This window comes from Clostridium saudiense, from assembly GCF_000577815.1.
In the GTDB taxonomy this organism is placed as follows: Bacteria; Bacillota; Clostridia; order Clostridiales; family Clostridiaceae; genus Clostridium; species Clostridium saudiense.
On the sequence record NZ_CBYM010000003.1, the window covers coordinates 155822 to 179812 of the forward strand.

Genomic DNA, 23991 nt, shown 5'->3' on the forward strand with positions numbered 1-23991 from the left:
ATTGATATACACTATAGAGGAACCTTTCTCTTCATTACTCTATAGTGTATATCCTATTACTAAAGTCTTGTTAAAATATCTGTCCAAGTTTCCACTACTGATTTTTCTTGCTGTTCTTTTGAATAATTAGCCAAAATAAATTCTCTTGCCTTTTTAACTTTACTCAAATATTCTTCATTTCTATTTTCTATTAATTCAATAACTTCTTCAACTTTTTTACATATATCTATAACGTCTCCCTGCTCAACCCTATAAGAAAACTCCTCTTTAAAATATTCCTTTGCTCCCTGGCCATGATAACCAATTACAACGCACCCCATAGCCATTGCTTCTGCTGCTGATAATCCAAACCCTTCTTCATCAGATAAACTTATATAAATTTTACTTTTTTCTAATCTTTGTAATACATTTTGGTGTGTTTCGTTTTTAATTATATCAAAGGTATACCCCTTTAAATTATCTCTTATTTTTAAAATATTTATTATTTGTATAAAATCTTGTATATTATTTTTTTCAATAATGCTAATCACCTTATTTTTAGATTCATAATTAGGATTAATACCATAATACTCTATACAATTTATAATTCTATTAATTATTCTACCTTTAAATGTATATTCTAAGTATTCTTTATTATCTTGTGAAATTGATATTATACCAATAATTTCATCACTTAAATATGGACTTTTCTCATTATAATTAGCACCAAATCTACTAAATGTAAGATATGCCCCTTGATTAAAAATCACCTTTTTAACTCCTGGAACTATATTTAATATATTTGGGCCATATATCTCTGGTATTACTAAAATATCATTCTCAAAATTTATTAATACATCCTTAAAATAAAGTATTTTAGTATTATTTGCAAACCATGTGCACCTAAAATTATCGACTTCATGTAAAACATATGCATTAAAATTATTTTTGTTTAATATATCTACATTTTCATAAATTACATGTATTCCTCCATATGGCGTATTATCACATGGGCATAAAAAAAGTATACGATTCATAGCTATCTCCTATATTTATTCTATATTATTTTATAACCATACTATTTAATAATTAACCCTAATGTTACACACCGCACTTTTAACCATTAATTAGATTTTTGAATATATTATAAAAAGCTATATATAAAAAAACTTATTATATCTCTAATTTATTAATTTAAAATAATATGATTAATATAATATTTTTTCTATATTTAATTACCAAATTTCAGGAGGTTAACTATGTTAAATTTTACATTCTATTGGCCTAATTTAGATAGTTCTGCTTTAACTAAAGACATTTGTCTTATTCCTTTTATTTTAAGAAAATATTTCAAATATAATTCTAAAATTATTACCTTTGAAAAAAATGATTTTTCTGATGCTAAAAAATATCTAGACAATCTACCAATTGAAATAGTTTCTAGCGATGAAGAAGTTAATGATTATTTAATAAATACTGATGTATTAATGCTTGTGGGATATTATAATTTTAATATTTCAATAATAAAGAAGTATAAAAAACTAAATCCTAATGGATTGGTATATTTAAAAACGGATTTCAATCCATATTGGTTATCTACAATTAATGTTGATGAAAATTTGAAAAACAATTTATCATTAATTGATATTTTTACTGTAGAATCCTATCATTTATTAAATATTATAAATAGTACTTGGCCCTATAAGGCTAGCTATTTAACTCAAGGTTATTATGATTTTACTGGAAATAATAATATAGTGAAATATGAAGATAAAAAAAATACTATACTCACTGTTGGAAGATTAGGTGACTATTCTAAAGCTACTGAAATATTGATACAAGCCTTTATTTCTATAACTGATAAAATTCCAGATTGGAAATTACAATTAGTAGGACCTTGTGAAGATTGGTTAATAAATTATACTGAAAATTTATTAGCAACATGCCCCCAAGCGCGAGATCGAATAGAATTTGTTGGCCCTATCTCTGATAAATATGAATTAAAAAAACTATATGAAAATGCTAAAGTCTTTTGTTTACCATCACGATTTGAAGGATTTCCAAATGTTTTTCCTGAGGCTGCCTCTAACGGCTGTTATATAGTTTCTAGTAATGTTCATTGCTTTAATGATATAACAAACTTTGGCCTATTCGGAAGTAATTTTCAAATTGATAATATTGAAAATTTATCAAATGTATTAGTTAAAGTTTGTAATGATGAAAATAGACTAAAAAGTGTTTGCTACGGAATACAGGAATATAGTAATATTCATTTTAACTGGATTAAACAATGCAAAAAATTAGATTCTCTTATAAAATCAAAACTCAATGCCAATACTACAAAAAAAACAGATGTAAAATTAGTAAGTATATTACTGCTTTCCTATAATAGACTTCAATATATAAAACAATGCTTAGATTCTATTTTAAATCAATCTTACCCTAATATTGAAATAATAATATCTGATGATCATTCAGATAATTTTTCTAAAACTGATTTAGAAAATTATATTAATCAAAATAATACCGGTAATATATCTAACTATGTAATTCATTATAACGAAAAAAATTTAAAAACAGTAAAAAATATAAATAATGCAATTAAATTGAGTCATGGAGATTATCTAGTATATTTATCTGATGATGATTTATTTTATTCAGAAAATACCATAAGTGATATTGTAAAATTCCATGAAAATAACCCTGAATATGGGGTAACTGTTGGTAGAATAGCTTGTTTTAAAGATGAGGATCCTAATAAGTTCTATTGGACTAGTCCAAATCCACTGCATACTTCTTTTATTAATGGATTGGCAATTGATTGTTTTAAATCAATTCTTAGATTTAGAGGCTCTTTCTTCCCTGCTCCAGGTCTTTCCTATAAACGTTCAACCATAGATACTTATGGATTATATGATGAAAGTTATGTTTTACTCGAAGATTTACCTAGATTTTTACAGCTTACTAGAAATGGCTGTAGAATAGGATTTATAGATTCTATTTTAGTTAGGTATAGATATGTTGGAAATTCAACTAATCCGGAAGGCAATAGTAATACAACTAATACTATATTGCAAGATGATATGAATTTAACTTTATCAAAAGAAATGGATCCATATATGTTTCTATTAAACGATTAAACTTTTAATATATGTATTAAATAGAAAAACTATAGAGTATTTTAACTAATTTTTTTTTACTCTATAGCTTTTTATTTTGATTAGTATTTACTAAATATGACTTATTCTAATCCAATCATGAGGAACTATATCATCCATATTAGCTTCTTTTTGATTAAGCCATATATCAGGAGTTATAATAATTTTATTTTTATTATTATTTAACCATGCTGCCCACCAACTTGCTGTGCTATTTGCTAATATGTTATGCTTACAACTACTCATAATCTGTATATTAGTATAATTAGTCTTATCTATAGCTACATCAATAACTTTTACACTTGTATTTTTAAATGTTTCTTTAGCCCATTCTCTATCATCAGTAAAAACATAAAATTGAGGATTACTTACCTTTTCTTTAATATACTTCAATGAATTATCATAATATTTTTTTGTAGTTATTCCTGTAAATATATTTGCAGCATTACCTTGAAGATAATCACCTCTCCTTACATGTATTCCAACTGAATTTGTGTTTTTTAACTCATTAACTAATTCACTTTTTTCTTTATCTAATGTATTTTTAAATATAAACTCTTTTCTTAGTATTTTTTCTATATCTTTAAAATATTTCTCACTCATCCAATATCCATTTAAATAAACATTATCATAATTTAATATATCAGCATTATAATAAGGTTGATTTTCACAATCAATAATTTTTATATTTCTACAATTCTTTATAATAAATTCATTTGGATCTTCTGTAATATAAATATCTTTATTAATATCAAAAATTCTATTTAAACAAAAATCATATCTAAATTCCCATGTTTTATATGCACTTATATCTAAAACTACATACTTATTCATTTCTTTAAGCTTTCTAGCTAATGCATATTGAAACATTTGATTCCCCGTTCCACCCATTACCCTAACAATTATCATTTTATTTCTCCTAACACTATTTTTAATATCTAATTAATTATCCTTTTAGTTATGCTTTTTAGAGAAAAAATATAAAGTCCTCCCATAGTAATTTATATTTTATTTTTTTAGATTTAAATGAGAATAATAAATTTCGATACAGAACTTTTCCTACTCTAATCTAAAATCTAAATTATTTTTTATAACTTACACATCTTAATATATTTCACAAGTTTTTCTCTAAGATCTCCTCTCTTTAAAGCAAATTCAATATTAGCTTGTAAAAGCCCTAAATTGTCTCCTACATCATATCTATTACCAACAAACTCACATGCATACATTGCTTCAATAGATATTAATTGTTGTAATGCATCTGTTAATTGTATCTCTCCATTTTTTCCTGGCTTAACATTATTTAAAACTTCAAATATTTGAGGTGTTATTATATACCTTCCTAAAATCGCAATATTACTAAGAGCTTCATCTATAGTAGGCTTTTCAATAAGCACTTTAACTTTATATACGTTTTCCTTTATATATAATCCCTTTATTATTCCATACTTCATCACGTCATTTTCATTTACCTTTTGAACTCCTAATATGGATGTTTTATACTCATTAAAACAATTCATCAATTGTTTCAAGCATGGAACTTCACTATCTATAACATCATCACCAAGCATTACTGCAAAAGGTTCATTACCAACAAAGGATTTTGCACAAGAAACTGCATCACCCAATCCTTTTGGCTCTTTTTGTCTTATATAATGTATATCTGCCATACTAGATATCTTTCTTACTATATCTAACTCTTTAAGTTTTCCTGACCTCTCAAGCTGCATTTCTAATTCTATAGATTTATCAAAATGATTTTCTATATATTCTTTATTTCTTCCTGTTATTATTAATATTTCTTCTATTCCAGAATCAACTGCTTCTTCTATAATATATTGAATCGTTGGCTTATCAACTATTGGCAACATTTCTTTAGGTTGTGCCTTAGTTGCTGGTAGAAATCTAGTACCAAGACCAGCAGCTGGTATTACAGCTTTTCTAACTTTCATATTCTCAATTCCCCCATCTAATAAAATATTTTATTATCCTAATTTTTCATATATTTAAATTTATAAATATTAACTTAAACTTCTCCTTTCTATTCTATGAAAATAAATTATTTCTGTTTACTTTTTCTTATAGCAATTTAATTAACTAAAAATAAAAATTAAGGAGCTATACCAAATTCATGATATAACTCCTCAATTTCAATATTCTATTATTTTTAATTGCCAAAATATTAATTTAAATAAAATAATTTATACCTCTCAAGATATATAAATTTACTTATTTCTTCTATTGTCTATTATAATAATTAATTCCTTCACTAGGTCTAAAATAAGTTCTTATATATCCATCAGATGATACAAAAACAATTTCATTCTTACTTTCATCATAGTAAATTTCATCATTATCTTCAGCCTCAAACTTATGTAAAGATGTTGCAGAATTAATAACTTCATTTGCCCCTTTTAAATACTCTTCTTTAGTAGAATATCCAAACTCACTTCTATGCTTTAAAAAGTGATCTTCCCATAAAGCTTCATTTCTAAATTCAAGGGATACGTTACTACTTTGCTCACTTTGAGCTGTATTAAATATTTCTCCCCAATTAGGTGTTATATTAAATACCTTACCAACAAGTAAAAGTATAACAACTAATCCTGCAGCTATAACACTTCCAAATGTATATTTCTTTTTATTATTATTATTGTTGTTGTAACTTCTATTATTACTATAGTTATTATTTTCTTGTTTATTGCTTATATCAAAATTATTTATATTATCCTTATTTACATTATTGTTATTATCTTTATTCTTCTTTCTACACTCACTACATCTTTTTGGAATATCTAAATCCTTACTTTTATAAAAATTAACTTCTGAATCAGTAAGAGTAAAATCTTTTCCACACTGCTTACATGTTCTCTTTATCACACTGTACCTCCATTTAACATTTTACTTTCTTATTCCTACAATATAGAACTTTATCATATTATAAGTGTGCTTTCTTAACATAATATATATATTCTATTAAACTAATATTATCATAAAATTAAATAATTGCAAAAAGAAGTTATTTCTCTTAATAATTTTGTAATTATATTTAAACAAAAAATTTATATATAATATTACAAATTTATCACAAACTAAAGATATATTTCATAATCAAAAATTTAAGGGAGTGATATTTGTGAAAAAACTTTTAGAATATCTATTTATTATTGAAGGAATTCTATTTGGAATAATAGGTGTTTTATTTTTCATTAATCCATTTAGTACATTTTCAAGCTTTATTAATATTTGTGGAGTATTAATAATTGTAGCTGGAATATTTGCAATTATTAGGTCCTTTACTTCTATGAACAATGTTTTTTTGATTGTAAATGGAACAATTTCAATTTTATTTGGATTGCTTCTTTGCTTCTCTCCTGCAGAAACAATTGACACAATTGCGTTATTTTTTGGTTTATGGGCACTTATTAGAGGAATTTACTTATTCATTATGGCAATTAAATATAAAAATTTAGGATTTAACTTTCATACAGTATATATAATTCTTTTATTCATTTTAGGATTATTGATATTATTTAATCCTTTTATAGCAATATTAGCTACACCTTATATTATAGGTATTTTCTTTATAGTTACAGCTATTTGCGAAATTTATTTAGGATTTAAAATTTAATTATGACTTTTAAAAAACTTTTTTAATAATAAAAGAAGTTAGGTAATTTCTAACTTCTTTTATTATTTATATTAGTTAAAATTAAATTTTTATTTAATCTTATTATACAATATTAATCCTGCTAATAAATCTAAGTGTTTTCATACAATAATATTATTCCCATTACTTAGAACACTCTTTTAAATATATTTCCTCTACCTTATTCCAATCTATCACATTCCATATATTTTTTACATATTGAGCTCTTAAGTTTTTATATTTTAAATAATATGCATGCTCCCAAATATCAATTGTTAGTATAGGTCTCATTTTAAACATTAATGGTGAATCTTGATTTGATGTTGATATTACATCAAGTTCTCCTTTTTTATCTATAACAAGCCATCCATAACCAGCTCCAAATTGATTTATTGATTTATTTGATAATTCCTCTTTCAATGCACTAAAATCTCCAAACCTTCTATTTATCTCATTTAATAATTGCCCAGTTGGATATTTTTTAGGTTTACTATCTAAGATAGAAAAATAAAGATTGTGATTGGCTACTCTACCACCTTGCCTTATTATATCTTTTCTTATTTCTATAGGAGTTTTTTCAATATTAAAAAGTATCTCCTCTAATGTTTTACCATTAGTAAATTGTTCATATCCTTCAAGTGCCTTATTTAATTTATCAACATATCCCTGTAAATGCTTTGTATAATGTATACATACTGTTTCTGAATCAATATATGGTTCTAATTGGTCAAATTTATATTGTAGTGGTAGCTTATCATATTTCACTTTATACCTTCCTCCCTACTTAATAATCTATCCCTCAATAAACCTAACTAACTCTTCATTAAATTTCTCTCTCTCATCATAAAATGTGGCATGTCCACTGTTCATGAATTTTACTAATTTACTATTCTTTATTAACTTTTTTTGCTCTAAAGCCAAAGGAAATAAACAAACTTTATCATGTATACCATGTAAAATTAATGTTTCAATCTCTATGTTTTTCATATCATCAAATAAAGCTTCTTCATCTAACCAAGTATTAGCAACTTTTGCTGTTGACCAACCAGCAGCTTGTAAACCTAATTGAAAAAACCATTCCATAAAAGGTTTGCTAACCTTTTTATAAGACGAATTGTCAAGCTAAGTGCAACACTTAGCTTGACAATTCGTCTTATAAATAAAAAAGAGCTAGCTTTTACACTAACTCTTAATATAACTCTACTATACAACTTTAGTAGTCCACTCCTCGCAATTCCAGATATCTGTTACAACATCCTTATAGAACTCAGGCTCATGGCACACAAGTAAAATACTTCCCTTATATTCCTTTAAAGCTCTCTTTAATTCCTCTTTAGCTTCAACATCTAAATGGTTAGTAGGCTCATCTAGGATTAAGATATTTGTTTCTTCATTAATAAGCTTACATAATCTTACCTTTGCTTGCTCTCCACCACTTAATACACATACCTTACTTTCAATGTGCTTAGTTGTTAAACCACATTTAGCAAGAGCTGATCTTACTTCATATTGAGTCTTAGAAGGGAACTTTTCCCATACTTCTTCAATACAAGTATTATAATTAGCTTCTTTTATTTCTTGTTCGAAATAACCAATTTGTTGATATTCACCTAAACTAACTTCTCCACCTAATGAAGGAATTACTCCCATTAAACTCTTTAAAAGTGTAGTCTTACCAAGCCCATTTGCTCCAACTAAAGCTATCTTTTGTCCTCTTTCCATATAAAGATTTAGAGGTTTAGTTAAAGGCTCATTATATCCAATAACTAAATCTTTAGTTTCAAATATAACCTTACCTGAAGTTCTTCCCTTTAAGAAATTGAATTCTGGCTTTGGTTTTTCAGCTGCAAGTTCAATCATTTCCATCTTATCAAGCTTCTTTTGTCTAGCCTTTGCCATACCACTTGTTGCAACTCTTGCTTTATTTCTAGCAACGAAATCTTTAAGTTGTGCAACCTCTGCTTGTTGTCTTTCATATGCAGCTTCTAATTGTGCTTTATTAGCTTCGTAAATTCTTTGGAATTCATAATAATCCCCAACATATCTAGTAAGCTTTCTATTTTCCACATGATAAATTAAGTTAATAACTGAATTTAAGAATGGAATATCATGTGATATTAAAATAAATGCATTTTCATATGATTGTAAGAATCTCTTTAACCATTCAATATGCGCTTCATCTAAATAGTTAGTAGGCTCGTCTAGTAAAAGAATATCAGGATTTTCAAGTAAAAGCTTTCCTAATAATACTTTAGTTCTTTGTCCACCACTAAGTTCAGTAACATCTCTGTCAAGACCTACATCTAAAAGTCCTAACCCCTTAGCAACTTCTTCTGCCTTAGCATCTATAACGTAAAATCCATTATTATCTAACATGTCTTGAATAACAGCTGTTCTTTCTAAAGCCTTATTCATTTCATCTTCGTCCATTTCGCCCATTCTACCATAAAGTTCATTCATTTCAGTTTCCATGTCAAATAAGTATTGGAATGCACTTCTAAGGACATCTCTTATAGTTAATCCTTTTGCAAGTTCAGCATGTTGATCCATATAACCAACTCTAACTCTATTACTCCAAATTACTTTTCCCTCATCAGGCATTAATTTGCTAGTAATTATATTCATAAATGTAGACTTACCCTCACCATTTGCTCCAATAAGACCTACATGTTCTCCCTTTAGTAATCTAAATGATACATCTTCAAAAATTGCTCTATCACCAAATCCATGGCTGATATTCTTAACTGTTAAAACGCTCATCCTCATCCTCCAGCAACGTAAAATTTATAATAACTTTATTTATATCAATTTATTTTTTTACATTAAAATAAGGGTGTATCCAATCTCTTAGTTGCAATTAGGCAATTTCAAATTATATATTAAACTTACAGCATAAGCTTAATTAATAACACTTCACCTATAATTTGCCACTTTAAATTGGCTACCTCCCTTATTCATTATACATAAAATTTAGTTAAAATAAATAGAAATTTGTTTCTATTTTTAGTAATCATATTCTCTTGTATCTTCACAAAGTGAAATCTTAAGCACGTCATTCTCAACTGTCTTTTTATATGAACATAAAAATTCATTTAATTCATTGTCCGCTAAATCTATTTTTCCTGGGCTTTTTAAAATAACGTTATGTTCATCTAAAAGAATAGTAAGATTATTTTTATCGTTATTTATTGTATATTCAGTTGCACCTTTTACTTTTAGTCTATCTTTATATTTTTCTTGAAAACCTAAAGTTCTTCTAACTTTTTCATAATCTTTAGGATCAGTTGAAATATTATTTAAGCCTAAACTTTTAAGTTGCTCTTCAAATCCTGTAGTATCTATTCCATATCTCTCCATAAGTTTAGTTTGCATTTTTAAAAACTTATCTTGAGAAATGTTATTTTGTACCATATACTCAGTTAATTGGTTTGAAAAATCCGCCATAGATAGCTTACCTTCAGCAACCTTATAATATAAACTATAAATATATGATTCAAATTGATCTACATCTTTATCATTAACTCTATTTTTAAGCTCATTAAAGTCAATTATTTTATCCATATTCTCTCCTCCTAAGCTCATGTCCTTTTACAAATATTATATACTATACACTCTAGTTTTTCCACAAAGTATTATTGTGAATATTATCTAATTATCTTAACTTTTAACTTTAATCCAAACCTCTTGATATAATTCTAAATTCTCCTTATCTAAAAACTTATATCCTTCACACTTATCTAATATTTCTTGTGGCATATATGCATTTTCATTATTCTTAATTTCATCAGCTTGTTCCTCCATAGCTTGCTTTTGTGGTGTAGTATATCCTATTTCATCAGCTGTTCTTAACGCTATGTCTTTACTACTCATAAAATCTATAAATTTTTCTGCTCCGCTGACATTTTTTGCAGACTTAGGAATTGCCCAAGAGTCTAACCAGAAATCAGCACCTTCTTCTGGAATTACATATTTAAATCTATCGTCTTCAGCTTCTAAGTTTAATCCCTCTCCTGACCAAATCATAGCAATAGATTTTTCCCCTGATCTCATTAAATCTAAAACTTCATCTGCTCCATATGTTGGATTTAATTCTTTCTTTTGCTTTATTAATAATTCTCCAGCTTCTTTTAATTCTTCTTCATTAGTTGAATTTAATGAATATCCTAATGTTTTTAAAGCTACTCCAATTGTATCTCTCATATTATCAAACATAAATACTTCATCTTTATATTTAGAATCAAATAAGCTCTTCCAACTTGTTATGTCTTCATCAATAACTTCAGTATTATATATTAATCCAATTGTACCGTTCATATATGGTACAGTATAATCATTATTAAGATCATATGGTTTACCCATATCCCCTTCATTCATATTTACTATATTAGGTATATTATCTTTATTTATCTTTTGAAGCAATTCTTCTTTTATCATCTTTTCAGCCATATCATCCGAAACTAAAATAACATCATAATCTACCTTTCCGCTAGCAACCTCTTGATACATATACTGCATATCATCAAAAGTTTTTTCATTTACTTTTATTCCCGTTGCTTTTTGGAATTCTTTATAAACTCCTTCTGCTGCATTAGCACCATAATTTAATACATTTATTTCTTCACTAGCTTTACTTTCACAACCAGCGAATATTCCAATTGTAATTAGTATACTTATTAATATAGCACCTAATTTCATCTTATTTCTTTTCATAGAATAAACTCCCTTCATATGTAAATATCAATCTACTTAGTATTATAGTATTATTTCACCTAATAATTCTATTCATCAATTATATAATTTACTATATTTAAGCAAAATAAAAAAGACCTAAAGGTCTTTTATTAATAATTATTATTTTTTAATACTACTTATTATTAATTTAATAATATATTTTATCTTTATTTTATAGCTATTGCTTCTATTTCTATAACTGCATCTTTAGGCAATTTTGCAACTTGAACACAACTTCTAGCTGGTTTATTTTCAGTAAAATAAGTTCCATAAACTTCATTTACTGCTTCAAAATCATTTAAATCTTTTAAAAATATACTTGTTTTTATTACATTATCTAATGATGTTCCAGCTGATTCTAATATAGCTTTTACATTCTCCATTGATTGCTTAGTAGCAAGCTTAATATCTGTTACTAATTCTCCTGTTGAAGGATTTAGTGGAATTTGTCCTGATGTATAAACAAAATCTCCAACTGCTATTCCTTGTGAATATGGACCTATTGCTCCTGGTGCATTATTAGTCTGTATTACTTCTCTCTTCATTATTTTTCCTCCTACCTTCTTATTCAATAAAATAACTTAATTTTTACCATTTAAATAATATTATATTATACATTTGAACATTTTCATATATATTAATAAAATTTACCATAAATTTATCATTTAACTATTTAAGATTTTTTACATTAGTGGTAAAATAAATAATTAAGATAATACTATAAACATAAGTGAAATTCTAAATTTCAACTTATATTAAATTCTAGCTTTATTTAATATAAGTTACATAATTAAGAACAGGAATTTTCTTTTTAACTTATCTTAAAAATTAAATAAACTAATCACAAAAATTACGTATAAATAAAGGGGCGATTTAAATGACTAAAAAAGTAAACATCGATTGGAATAACTTGGGGTTCGAATACATCAAAACTGATTTCCGTTACATTTCTAATTGGAAAGATGGTAAATGGGATGCTGGCCATTTAACAGAAGATAATATGCTTACAATAAGTGAAGCATCTTGCGCACTTCATTATGGACAATCCTGTTTTGAGGGATTAAAGGCTTATAGAACTAAAGAAGGAAAAATTCAACTTTTCAGACCTAATAAAAATGCTGAAAGACTTAATTCAAGTCTTAGAAAACTTCTTATGCCTGAAATTCCGGAAGAAAAGTTTATAGATGCTTGTATGCAAGTTGTTAAAGCTAACGAAGCTTATATTCCACCATATGGAACTGGTGGTACATTATATTTAAGACCATTTGTAATAGGTGTTGGAGATAATATTGGAGTTAAACCTGCTCCTGAATATATATTCTGTGTATTCTGTTTACCTGTTGGTGCATACTTTAAAAGCGGACTTACTCCTTGTAACTTTATGATTGCTGATTATGATAGAGCTGCTCCTCATGGTACTGGTGGACAAAAAGTTGGTGGTAACTATGCTGCTTCAATGCATCCTCATAAAATAGCTGCTGATAGAGGTTTTGCAGATTGTATTTACCTTGACCCTGCAACTAGAACTAATATTGAAGAAGTTGGTGCTGCTAATTTCTTTGGTATAACTAAAAATAATGAATTTGTTACTCCATTATCACCTTCTGTCTTACCAAGTATTACAAAATATTCTCTAATGGAAATTGCAGAAAAATATTTGCATATGCCTGTATATGAAAGACAAGTTCCTATAGATTCTCTTGATGATTTTAAGGAAGCTGGTGCTTGTGGAACAGCTGCAGTTATAACTCCAATTGGAGGAATAGAGTATAAAGATAAACTTCATGTATTCTACAGCGAAACTGAAGTTGGGCCTATAACTAAAGAACTTTATAGAATTCTTTGCGGAATTCAATTTGGTGATATCGAAGCACCTGAAGGCTGGATTTATACAGTAGAATAATTGTATTATTAATGGACATTTTCTAATAGAATTTGTCCATTTTTTAATTTATTTATATATAGTTATAACTATTTAGTAACTTATATTAACATATGAAAACTTTAGGAGGATTTACTATGAAGAAAGCTTTTTCACTTGGATTATTAGCTGCTTTTTTCCTTTCATTCACATTTATACTTAATAGTCAAATGAATATTTCTGGGGGAAGCTGGGTATGGAGCGCCTCTCTTAGATATCTATTTATGTTACCTATTTTATTTATAATACTTTTATTAAAGAAAGAAATTAAACCTGTTTTTAAATCAATAAAAAGTGATCCAAAATCTTGGTTCATTTGGAGCACTGTAGGTTTTGGATTATTTTATGCACCTCTTAGCTTCGCCTCAAAATACGGCGCTTCTTGGATGGTTGCAAGCACATGGCAAATTACTATTATAGCTGGGGCTCTCTTATCTCCATTATTTTTCACTATAACTATAGGACCTAATTATATAGCTCATAAAAGAAATTCTATACCAAAAAAGGCATTATATTTCTCAGTAATAATATTAATAGGAGTATTTTTAATTCAAGTTCAGCAAGCAAATAATATTTCATTTTCTCAAATTTTATTTGGGGTAATTCCAGTAATAATTGCTGCATTTGCTTATCCATTAGGCAATAGAAAAATGATGGATGTTTGTAATAATGAATTAAATACCTTCCAAAGAGTCTTTGGTATGACTTTATGTAGCCTTCCTTTTTGGCTTATTTTATCTATTTTTGGAATAGTAACAGTTGGTTTACCTTCAGATAGCCAAGTGCTTCAATCTTTTTTAGTAGCTTTATTTTCTGGAGTAATTGCTACGACTTTATTTTTTAAAGCTACAGAACTTGTTAAAGGCAATCATCATCAGCTTGCTGTAATTGAAGCAACACAAGCCGGTGAAGTTATTTTCACACTTCTTGGAGAAATTTTAATATTAAAAACAACCTTACCAACAACTATTGGCTATATAGGAATTGTCTTAGTTATTGTAGGTATGATATTAAATAGCTTATTTTCTGATTAATGAAAAAGGTAGCAGTATAAATTAGTATACTGCTACCTTAAATAAAATTATAAATTTTATTTAATTAATCAAAATTACAACTACAAATTATAATACGTAGTGTATTTATTCATTAATTAAAAATTATTTATTTTTTTCTATTAATAATTCGATGTTACATTTACATCTTCCGCCACGGCATCCACCAGCACCTGCACCAGTTTCTTCCTTAACTTCTTCGAAAGAAGTTGCCCCATTCTTTACAGCTTCAACTATTTGTTCTTCTGTTATTCCTCTGCATAAACATACTTTTGACATAATTCCATCTCCTTTGTGTCTATTTTTAACCTATAATTTTTCCAAGTAATTATTCTTCTATAGAAATAGCTTGTACAGGACATCCATCACAAGCTTCTCTTACTGAATCTTCTAGATCACTTGAAATTTCACCTTCAATTGCAACTGCAACCCCTGTGTCTAATGAAAATACGTCTGAACAGACACCTTCACATAATCCACAGCTAATACATACATTTTCATCTACAAATGCTTTCATTTTGCTTATTCCTCCGTCTAAATGTATTTATAGGTTTCCCTAAATAATATTATCAACTAATAATAATTATTTGTCAATATTATTTCTTACTATTTTAGTCAACTTTAATTTTTACAAAAAATGACAGCTAAGATTAATAGCTGCCATCAATAATATTATTAAGAATTTTTCTTTTCTTTTGTTATAAAGTAATATGGTAAACCTACAAATAATACTCCACCAACAAAGTTACCTAATGAAACCCAAAGTAAGTTATGAACCATGCCCATAATAGTAACATCTGCTCCGTGAGGTAATAATAATCCCATAGTTAAGAATCCCATATTTGCAACACTATGTTCAAATCCAGCAGTTATAAATGTGAATAAACACCACCATATCATTAGTATTTTTGCTGTTTCTTCTTTTAATTTATATGCACACCAAGTTGCTAAACAAACTAATACATTACATAATAAACCTCTTAGGAATAATTCCATTCCTGGTGTATTCATCTTTGTTGCAACATTGTTTACAATAAATTCTCCAATATATTCACTTTTACCGCTAGCAAGTCCAGCTTGTACATATAGTAATGCCCCTACAACACCACCTATTAAGTTACCAAACCAAACTGCAATCCAAATCTTTAATGCATCTAACCAAGTTACTTTCTTTTCTAAAGCTCCAATAGTCATTATCATTGCATTACTAGTAAATAAATCTCCACCACACATAAATACTAAAGTTAAAGCAACACCAAAGCATGCTCCCATTAATATTTTGTAAGTTTCAACGCCTGCATGATGCATTGTTCCGCCAATTGTATAAATTAACATAATTCCTAAGCTTACAAAAAAGCTTCCTAAGAATGCAGATGTTAAATATTTAGCTATACTCTTATTAAATAAGCCAATTTTTACTTCTGCAGAGTGAGTTAAATTATCAATTTCTCTCTTATACATTTCTACACCTCTACCTAATTTATAATCTTTGTATTTTTTTATCACAATTATATATGATACAACTTTTTTCTACTTTTTTCAAACGAAAAATCCCATACTTTTAAAATTCCTCAAACTATTAATATAAAGGTTTACTTTTTAAACAAATAAAAATAATGATTAAAAAAACTTATATTTTATTAATTGTATAGTCAAAATTAATATCTATATTCTACTTCAATAATCAATTAATTTTATAAATAAGAAACCCTAGTTAAATCTTATTAATCTAACTAGAGTTCTAAACTTTTATTAACTTTCAATTATTTTATTTATTCTTTTAATATACATTTCTCTTATTTTTTCATACTGTAATAATGACTTTTTACCAATAGTTATCTCTATACCTTTGGATTTTAATTTTTCACTCCATGAATCATTACTATTTAATATATCATCAATTACATGCTTTCCTGGAATTATAAATAAAGACTTCAATACTATTTTTTTAGTATCATCTTTTAGTATTTCTTCAATTGCTAAATCTAAAGTTTTTTCACCTTCTAAAGTTGCTAAATAAACTCTTTTATTACACTTCTCTCTCACTGATTCTGCAATAATATCATATATTTTATTTGAGTTTTTCTTAGATCCATGCCCAACTAATAATATGTCACTTTTCTCTGAATCATCACAAATTATATTTGCTATTTCCTTACTTTCTTTTATTAGTACTTCTTCTTCATTAGAAAATAAAGTTTTACAAACCACTATTCTTTTCATAGAGTATTTATATTCATCAACAACTTCTTCTATACGTTTTATATCACTAGTACTCATTATGTGTAATGGCTGTATTATAACTTCTTCATACCCTTGGTTAACTAAGTTAAATAATGCCTTACTTAAATGTGGAATAATATAATCATGTCTTTCTTTTAAAAGTTCAATTATTTTATTTGATGTAAAAGCCTTAAGTACTGTATACTCTCCATCAAAATATTCATTTAAATCCTGCTCTAATAAACCTATACTTTGTTTAATCCCCTCTAAATTTGCACTTCCAAACGCTACTAAAACTATTGCTTTACTCATAAAATCCCCCCTTTTTTTAGTTAAGAGTTAAGAGTTAATTAATAAATTCTACTTAGGCTGAATTTATAATATTTTTTGAAACTCCCCAACTATTAACTCAAAACTATTAACCCTTAACTATCTAAAGACTATTAACTATTTAATTCCCTTATGGTTGAAATCTTTTAAATGTTTCTAAGAATTTATCTATGTGTTCTTCAGTATGAACTGCACTTAAAAACATTGATTCAAATTGAGATTGTGGTATATTGAATCCATTTTTATTCATATGCAAGAAATATTTTCTAAACATTTCTAAATCACAGCTTTTTGCATCTTCATAAGTTCTAACAGGATTTCTATCTGTAAAGAATACAGTCATCATTCCCCCAACTCTATTAACTGTTAATTTAATTCCCTTTTCTCTTGCAATATCTTCAATTCCATTTTGAAGCTTTTCACCTAATTTATTTATATGATCATAAATTCCTTGATTTGCTTTTAATATATTTAAAGTCGCCATTCCAGCTGCCATAACAACTGGATTTCCTGACATAGTACCAGCCTGATATACTCCGCCTACAGGTGATAATTTTTCCATTATATCACGTCTACCACCATAAAGACCACAAGGAAGTCCTCCCCCTATTATCTTTGCATAAGTAATTAAGTCTGGCTTAACATTGAATAAACTTTGAGCCCCTTTATAAGCAACTCTAAATCCACTCATAACTTCATCAAATATTAATAATGAACCATATTCATCACATAATACTCTTAAAGTTTCCATAAATTCATCTTCAGCCTTAACTACTCCCATATTACCTGCAACTGGCTCAATAATTACTGCAGCAATATCATCTCCATATGCTTCAAATAAAGATCTAACTTGCTCCATATCATTATATACGCCAACTAAAGTATTTTTAATACTATCATTTGGTATACCTAAACAACCAGCTATTCCTTCAGTTAATACACCTGATCCTGCTTCAACTAAAAAGCCATCAAAGTGTCCATGATAACATCCAGCAAATTTAATTATTTTATTTTTACCTGTATATCCTCTAGCTAGTTTTATAGCACTCATTGTAGCTTCTGTACCTGAGTTAACAAATCTAACCATTTCAACATTATCCATTTCCTCACATAAGAACTTACTCATTTTAAGTTCTAAATCAGTTGGTGTTCCAAACGCAATTGCTGACTCTGATATTTCTTTAATTGCAGTTACTACATCTTCATTAGAATGCCCTAAAATCATAGGTCCCCATGCAAGTACAAAATCTATATAATCCTTACCATCTTCATCAGTTAATATTACCCCTTTTCCTGACTTCATTACTGGAGGATCTATTCCCATATCTCTATATGCTCTTACTGGAGAGTTAACTCCTCCAGGCATATACTTCTTTGATTCTTCAAAAATTTCTTTATTAGACATATTATTCATCCTCCTTAAGCCATTTAGCTGCCTCTAATGCATAATAAGTTATTATCATCTTAGCACCAGCTCTTTTCATTGATAAAAGCATTTCTGATGCAACTAATTTTTCATTAATTAATCCTGCTTCACCAGCATTTTTAACCATAGCATATTCACCACTTACATTATAAACACAAATAGGAGCATTAATTTTGTCTCTTGCTTCTTTTACTATATCTAAATACGACATTGCAGGTTTAACCATTATTACATCTGCACCTTCATTTAAATCTGCTTCAATTTCTGCCATTGCTTCTCTAGAATTTGCTGGGTCCATTTGATATCCCTTTCTATCTCCAAAGCTTGGTGCAGAACCTGCCGCTTCCCTAAATGGTCCATAAAATGCTGATGAATATTTAGCTGCATAACTCATTATAGGTAAACTTTCAAATCCGTTTTTATCTAAAACTTCTCTTATATATCCTATTCTTCCATCCATCATATCTGAAGGAGCAACCATATCAGCTCCAGCCTTAGCATGAGATAAAGCAATTTCACCTAAATATACTAAAGTTTTATCATTATTAACATTATGATTATCTAAAATACCACAATGACCATGATCAGTATATTCACACATACAAACATCTGTAATTATATATAAATTACTATTAAGTTCTTTTAATCTTCTAATAGCTTTTTGTACTATACCATTATCATTATAAGCTTCGCTACCAACACAATCCTTATGATCAGGAATACCAAATAAAATTACTGATTTAACCTTTGCTTCATTTAACTCTTTAACTAATTCATCTAATTTATCTACTGACCAATGGTAATTGCCTTTTAAAGAACTTATTTCTCTCTTTATATTATTACCTTCAACCACGAATACTGGATAAATAAAATCATCTACACTTAATGAATTTTCCCTAACTAAATTTCTTATTACAGAATTTGTTCTTAACCTTCTCCCTCTTCTAAACATTTTCTGCCTCCTTGAATTCTATTATTTCCTTAAGGAATCCTTCTTCTGAGTGCTTCCTACATACAAAGCATTCCATATTATTTGCATTTATTGCTTTTGCTGTTTGTGGTCCTATTGCAATAAGCTTCTTCTCTCTTATAGCTTCTATTCCTAACATATCAATCATATTAGTTACTGTGCTAGGACTTGTAAATAATACATAATCTACTTCATCAAATACTCTCTTATTTTTTACAGTTCCACAAACAGTATCATAAGTATGAACTCTATCTACATGTAATCCTAATGCACTTATTTCATCATATAAATAACTTCTGCTACTTGATGAACATGGAATTAAAACTTTTTCTCCTTTAACTAAATGTGGCTCTAATACTTTAAATAATCCTTCACCTACAAATTCTCTTGCCATAATAAAAGGTACTATTCCTCTATTTATTAATGCCTTTTTTGTAGCCTTTCCAACAACAGAAAATTTAGCTTTTATATTTCTAACATCGTATCCTGTTTCAATTAAATAATCAAAAAAATTATTAACTCCATTTACTGAAGTTAAAATAATATGATCATATTCTGGTAACTTATCTAAATATTCTTTTAAGTTTTCTTTAGTTGATTTAATTTTAATAGAATTAATTTCAGTTACTTCTGCTCCTAAATCACTTAAAGAACTTTTTAAGCTTGAACTTTGTTCTCTTGATCTAGTAATACAGACATTCGTACCAAATAAAGGTTTTTCTTCATACCAAGATAGTTTTTCATTTAAATTAACAACTTCTCCTACAACTATAATACATGGAGACTTAAGCTGAGCCTCTCTGGCCTTATCAGTAATATTCTCTAAAGTTCCTATTACTTTTCTTTGCTTTGATGATGTTCCTCTCATTACAACTGCTGCAGATGTTTCTTTATCTTTTCCATTAGTAATTAGATTTGATACTATTCTTTCTATATTTTCAAGCCCCATCATAAATACTAATGTTCCTTTTTCTTTTGCAAGAGCTTCCCAATTAAGCTTTTCATTTGTTCCTGTCATTCCAGTTACAATATGAAAACTTTGTGCAATTCCTCTATGAGTTATTGGTATACCTGCATAATTTAATACAGCTATTGGTGAAGTTACACCTGGTATTACTTCAAAACATAGTCCTTCTTCTTCAAGAGCTAAAACTTCTTCTCCACCTCTACCAAAAACATATGGGTCTCCACCTTTAACTCTTCCAACTATATGTCCTTCTTTTACAAGTTTCACTATCATTTCATTTATTTCTTCTTGAGTCTTATAGTGAGCACCTGGTTCCTTTCCACAATAATAAATTAAACAATCATCATTTAAATAATTTAAAATGTTATTAGAAACTAATCTGTCATAAAGTACTGCTGTACATTTTTTTAATACCTTTACTGCCTTTACAGTTAATAATTCTTCATCTCCCGGTCCAGTCCCTATAATATAAGCTTTTCCATTCATATTTAATTCCTACCTTCATTAAATTCTGTTATATCATTAGTACTTTTATGCTTTTAATATTTTTTGAGCTAACTTTCTTCCTAGCTCAATATTATCTTCTTTTTTACCTAAAATATCCTTTTTAACTATTGTACCATTTACTTCATATGTTCCAATAATATATATATCATTTCCATCAAGAGTTGCATATGCACCAATTAAACTATGGCATCCACCATTTAATTCTCTCATAAAGCTTCTTTCAGCCTCTACAGTTACTCTTACATCTTTATTATCTAATTCTCTAAAATATTTATTATACTCACCATTTTTTAAGCACTCAATTCCAAGTGCTCCTTGTGAAACTGCTGGAACAAATATTTCTGGATTTAAATATTCAGTAATTATATCTTCCATACCTAATCTTTTTAATCCTGCAGCTGCAAGTATTATTCCATCCATACCTTCATTTTTCATTTTCTCTAATCTTGTTCCAACATTTCCTCTTATAGGAACTATATTTAAATCATTTCTTATAGATTTTATTTGAGCTGCTCTTCTTATACTACTAGTTCCTATTATTGCTCCATTAGGTAGCTGATCTAATTTTAATCCACTACTACAGACTAATACATCCCTAACATCTTCTCTTTCTGGCATTGCTATTAACTCAAAATCCTCTCCCATTTCATACGGTACATCCTTCATTGAATGAACTGCAGCATGAGCTCTCTTTTCTAATAATGCAATTTCTATATCTTTTGTAAATAATCCTTTACCACCGATTTTATTTAGTGATACATCAAGCCTTTTATCTCCTTCTGTAACTACTAAAAGCTTTTTACTATCAATGTTTTCTTTATCCTTCAATAGTTTCATTACTGTTTCAGTTTGAGTTTGAGCTAATGCACTTTTTCTAGTAGCTAAAATTAATTCCATATATTACTCTTCCTTTCTTAAGGATTTTATCTTCCTAACTATCTCTTCATTATAAAACAATTTTAATACTTTATAAATTTTACCTTTATCATAAAAAAATTTACAATCACTTGAATTTATAAATTTTAATAAATCATCTTTAATTTCTTTATCTAAAAATAAGCAATTTCTTATTTCTCCTGTTAGTCTTATATATTCATCAAATTCTCCCAAAGATTCAGTAATAGATTCTGCTACCATTACTGACCCCCTTGGATTCCCTACCTTAGTATTAACTGCTACAGTAATAAATTCACTTTCTCTTGTAACAGGTATTACTCCCATTCCATCCTTAAAGTTTGATGAATTGATATAAATTTTACATAATTTTTTACAATCATCTTTTATTTCATTAATTACATCATTATTATCAATAGCAATTATTATTAAATGCTTATCTAATATAAAGTCCTTATTATACTTTCCCTTTATTAGCTTTACTTTATCCCTATTAAACTTATAAAAGTCTTCTAAGAAATCTAATGCTAAAACTTCTATATTACTACCTTTATTATAAAAGTTCCTTACCTTTATTAATGCACCTCGCCCTGCCCCTATTACTCCAATTTTAAGTTTTTCTCCAAAAAACGTTATAGGTGCATAACTTAATTCTCCATGAAGATTTGCTTTAGAATATTCAGACATTCATTTTCACGTCCTTTTAACTTTTCTTCCTTTAATAATTTTATAGCTCTATTTACATAATAGTCTGAAGTACTCTTTATTAAAGTTGTAGCTAACTCAATATCTCTCTTATCTTTACATTTATGCTCAAAAGACTTAACTCTACTTTCTATAACACTATTTCCTGTATTCTTCATTTCATGTATATAATATGTAACTTCTCGAATATTTAACCAATTTTTGTATTCATTTAAATATTCATCAACTAAAAATTTATACTCATTCATTTTTTCATTTCTTAATTTTTTATTATCTACATCTAGTTTGCTTATAGTATCTATATCTAGTAAAGTTACTCTTTCATTTTGTGATAAAGCTTCATCAATATCTCTTGGTAGTGCTAAATCAATTAACATAATTTCTTTTCCATTATTATTTATATAATCATTTTTTATAACAACGTGAGGAGCTGCTGTACAACTTATAACTGCATCTACCTCATTAATAACATCTTTATATTCATTAAAGTCTAAAATCTCTACTCTGTCATCTTTTAAATCTGGGACCTTCCCCTTATTTCTTACAACAATAAATACTTTATTAAACTTACTACCCAATGCATATTTAACTACTAAACTACCTATTGTGCCATATCCTAATACCATAATACTACTTGCACCAAATTCTTCAACTTCCTTTACTGCAATAGATGATGCTGATACTGGTATTTCATACAATTTGCTTTCTGTTCTAAATTTTTTTCCACAACTTATTGCTTCTTCAAATAATCTTAAAAGCTTTGTGTGTATAGCCTTATTCTCCAAACTTAACTCATATGCTAGTTTTATTTGTCCTAATATTTGATCTTCTCCTAATATTTTAGAGTGAAAACCACAAACTACTTCTAATAAATGCTTAGCTACACTTATTCCTTCAAGATAAAAGGTATACTCTAAAAGTGAAATATCCCAGTCTAATACTTCAAATATTTTTCTTATATCCTCTTCACTTTCTAAGCATCCTGAAATATAAATTTCTGTCCTATTACATGTGCTTATTATTACGACTTCTTCATATAGTTTATTTAATTCTTTTACTGCCTTAGATTGCTTACTTAATGCAATTGCCAATCTTTCTCTTATGTTTATATCAACATTTTTTCTTATTCCTATAAGACCTAACACTTAATCACCACATTTCTAAGATACGATTTTATATATTTTCCCAATTCTCTTAACAAAAAAATTAAGGAAGTATCCTCCCTTAACTTTTTCATTATAATACTAAATACGATTTTAATCATTACTTTTATACAATTAAATTTTTTAATAATTAATATAAATCTTTTTAATTTATACTTCCATATATATAATATTGTAGGAATTCATTTAATACAACCTTCTACATTTTATTTCATTTTTCTATTGTGATTAAATATATTTTTACGTATATATTTAATTATATTTTTATTATTATATAATTTATGATAAAATATAATTTCCCCCTACTATAAATGAC

23 protein-coding genes and 1 pseudogene are annotated in these 23991 nt (G+C 27.4%); 4 read left to right on the forward strand and 20 right to left on the reverse strand.

Features of this window, described 5'->3' with window-relative positions:
* Positions 1–59 precede the first annotated feature (59 nt).
* Entirely contained in the window at positions 60–1016 is a 957-nt protein-coding gene (locus tag TY07_RS03025) for a glycosyltransferase (RefSeq protein WP_042395126.1), read from the reverse strand.
* A 222-nt stretch (positions 1017–1238) separates the two neighbouring features.
* Between TY07_RS03025 and TY07_RS17150 the strand changes: the two genes are divergently transcribed.
* Positions 1239–3119: a glycosyltransferase gene (locus TY07_RS17150; RefSeq protein WP_052330590.1), complete on the forward strand. Its 1881-nt coding sequence runs from the start codon at positions 1239–1241 to the stop codon at positions 3117–3119.
* Positions 3120–3209: 90 nt separating this feature from the next.
* Here the strand turns inward: TY07_RS17150 and TY07_RS03035 are convergent, their stop codons facing one another.
* From TY07_RS03035 to TY07_RS03045, 3 genes are all read right to left on the reverse strand, one after another.
* Positions 3210–4046: an alpha-1,2-fucosyltransferase gene (locus TY07_RS03035; protein WP_042395129.1), complete on the reverse strand. Its 837-nt coding sequence runs from the start codon at positions 4044–4046 to the stop codon at positions 3210–3212.
* A gap of 179 nt (positions 4047–4225) precedes the next feature.
* A complete protein-coding gene (gene galU, locus TY07_RS03040) occupies positions 4226–5089 on the reverse strand; it encodes a UTP--glucose-1-phosphate uridylyltransferase GalU (protein ID WP_042395132.1) in 864 nt (287 codons plus the stop codon).
* A 286-nt stretch (positions 5090–5375) separates the two neighbouring features.
* Complete coding sequence (locus TY07_RS03045; protein WP_042395137.1) at positions 5376–6017, reverse strand: zinc-ribbon domain containing protein; 642 nt, start codon at positions 6015–6017, stop codon at positions 5376–5378.
* 256 nt (positions 6018–6273) lie between these two features.
* Here TY07_RS03045 and TY07_RS03050 point away from each other — a divergent pair, with 256 nt between their 5' ends.
* Entirely contained in the window at positions 6274–6768 is a 495-nt protein-coding gene (locus TY07_RS03050) for an HdeD family acid-resistance protein (protein WP_042395140.1), read from the forward strand.
* 162 nt (positions 6769–6930) lie between these two features.
* On the opposite strand, the gene TY07_RS03055 is transcribed toward TY07_RS03050, so the two are convergent.
* The 6 genes and pseudogenes from TY07_RS03055 to TY07_RS03080 all read right to left on the reverse strand — a co-directional run bounded on the left by TY07_RS03055 (position 6931) and on the right by TY07_RS03080 (position 12062).
* The gene (locus TY07_RS03055) at positions 6931–7551 is read right to left on the reverse strand and encodes a superoxide dismutase (RefSeq protein WP_042395144.1); all 621 of its coding nucleotides are present in this window, start codon (positions 7549–7551) and stop codon (positions 6931–6933) included.
* A gap of 27 nt (positions 7552–7578) precedes the next feature.
* Positions 7579–7884, reverse strand: a pseudogene (locus tag TY07_RS03060) (alpha/beta fold hydrolase); the annotation flags it as partial.
* 105 nt (positions 7885–7989) lie between these two features.
* Positions 7990–9546, reverse strand: a complete 1557-nt coding sequence (locus TY07_RS03065) for an ABC-F family ATP-binding cassette domain-containing protein (RefSeq protein WP_042395146.1) — start codon at positions 9544–9546, stop codon at positions 7990–7992.
* A 243-nt stretch (positions 9547–9789) separates the two neighbouring features.
* Positions 9790–10347: a DUF3867 domain-containing protein gene (locus TY07_RS03070; RefSeq protein WP_042395150.1), complete on the reverse strand. Its 558-nt coding sequence runs from the start codon at positions 10345–10347 to the stop codon at positions 9790–9792.
* Positions 10348–10443: 96 nt separating this feature from the next.
* Positions 10444–11496 (reverse strand): ABC transporter substrate-binding protein, encoded by a 1053-nt coding sequence (locus TY07_RS03075; protein WP_042395153.1) that lies wholly within the window; start codon positions 11494–11496, stop codon positions 10444–10446.
* Positions 11497–11684: 188 nt separating this feature from the next.
* Positions 11685–12062: a RidA family protein gene (locus tag TY07_RS03080; protein ID WP_042395155.1), complete on the reverse strand. Its 378-nt coding sequence runs from the start codon at positions 12060–12062 to the stop codon at positions 11685–11687.
* A gap of 332 nt (positions 12063–12394) precedes the next feature.
* Here TY07_RS03080 and TY07_RS03085 point away from each other — a divergent pair, with 332 nt between their 5' ends.
* Both TY07_RS03085 and TY07_RS03090 read left to right on the forward strand, forming a co-directional pair.
* A complete protein-coding gene (locus TY07_RS03085) occupies positions 12395–13420 on the forward strand; it encodes a branched-chain amino acid aminotransferase (RefSeq protein ID WP_042395157.1) in 1026 nt (341 codons plus the stop codon).
* A gap of 116 nt (positions 13421–13536) precedes the next feature.
* On the forward strand, positions 13537–14472 hold the full coding sequence (locus tag TY07_RS03090; protein WP_042395159.1) for a DMT family transporter: 936 nt from the start codon (positions 13537–13539) through the stop codon (positions 14470–14472).
* Positions 14473–14595: 123 nt separating this feature from the next.
* On the opposite strand, the gene TY07_RS03095 is transcribed toward TY07_RS03090, so the two are convergent.
* The 10 genes from TY07_RS03095 to hemA all read right to left on the reverse strand — a co-directional run bounded on the left by TY07_RS03095 (position 14596) and on the right by hemA (position 23657).
* Positions 14596–14769, reverse strand: a complete 174-nt coding sequence (locus tag TY07_RS03095; RefSeq protein ID WP_042395161.1) for a (2Fe-2S)-binding protein — start codon at positions 14767–14769, stop codon at positions 14596–14598.
* Positions 14770–14818: 49 nt separating this feature from the next.
* On the reverse strand, positions 14819–15007 hold the full coding sequence (locus TY07_RS03100; RefSeq protein ID WP_042395164.1) for a ferredoxin: 189 nt from the start codon (positions 15005–15007) through the stop codon (positions 14819–14821).
* A 158-nt stretch (positions 15008–15165) separates the two neighbouring features.
* The gene (locus TY07_RS03105) at positions 15166–15951 is read right to left on the reverse strand and encodes a formate/nitrite transporter family protein (protein ID WP_042395167.1); all 786 of its coding nucleotides are present in this window, start codon (positions 15949–15951) and stop codon (positions 15166–15168) included.
* A gap of 291 nt (positions 15952–16242) precedes the next feature.
* Positions 16243–17025 (reverse strand): sirohydrochlorin cobaltochelatase, encoded by a 783-nt coding sequence (locus TY07_RS03110; protein WP_042395170.1) that lies wholly within the window; start codon positions 17023–17025, stop codon positions 16243–16245.
* A 148-nt stretch (positions 17026–17173) separates the two neighbouring features.
* Positions 17174–18448, reverse strand: a complete 1275-nt coding sequence (gene hemL / locus TY07_RS03115; protein ID WP_042395171.1) for a glutamate-1-semialdehyde 2,1-aminomutase — start codon at positions 18446–18448, stop codon at positions 17174–17176.
* Between the two features lies 1 nt (position 18449).
* Positions 18450–19421: a porphobilinogen synthase gene (hemB, locus tag TY07_RS03120; protein ID WP_042395173.1), complete on the reverse strand. Its 972-nt coding sequence runs from the start codon at positions 19419–19421 to the stop codon at positions 18450–18452.
* Positions 19414–20892 (reverse strand): uroporphyrinogen-III C-methyltransferase, encoded by a 1479-nt coding sequence (cobA, locus tag TY07_RS03125; protein ID WP_042395175.1) that lies wholly within the window; start codon positions 20890–20892, stop codon positions 19414–19416. Before cobA ends, hemB begins: the two co-directional genes overlap by 8 nt.
* A gap of 45 nt (positions 20893–20937) precedes the next feature.
* A complete protein-coding gene (gene hemC / locus TY07_RS03130; RefSeq protein ID WP_042395178.1) occupies positions 20938–21810 on the reverse strand; it encodes a hydroxymethylbilane synthase in 873 nt (290 codons plus the stop codon).
* Between the two features lie 3 nt (positions 21811–21813).
* Positions 21814–22494 carry an NAD(P)-dependent oxidoreductase gene (locus TY07_RS03135; protein WP_042395180.1) on the reverse strand — a complete coding sequence of 227 codons (681 nt, stop codon included), beginning with the start codon at positions 22492–22494 and terminating at the stop codon, positions 21814–21816.
* Positions 22455–23657: a glutamyl-tRNA reductase gene (hemA, locus tag TY07_RS03140; protein ID WP_042395182.1), complete on the reverse strand. Its 1203-nt coding sequence runs from the start codon at positions 23655–23657 to the stop codon at positions 22455–22457. Before hemA ends, TY07_RS03135 begins: the two co-directional genes overlap by 40 nt.
* Positions 23658–23991 lie beyond the last annotated feature (334 nt).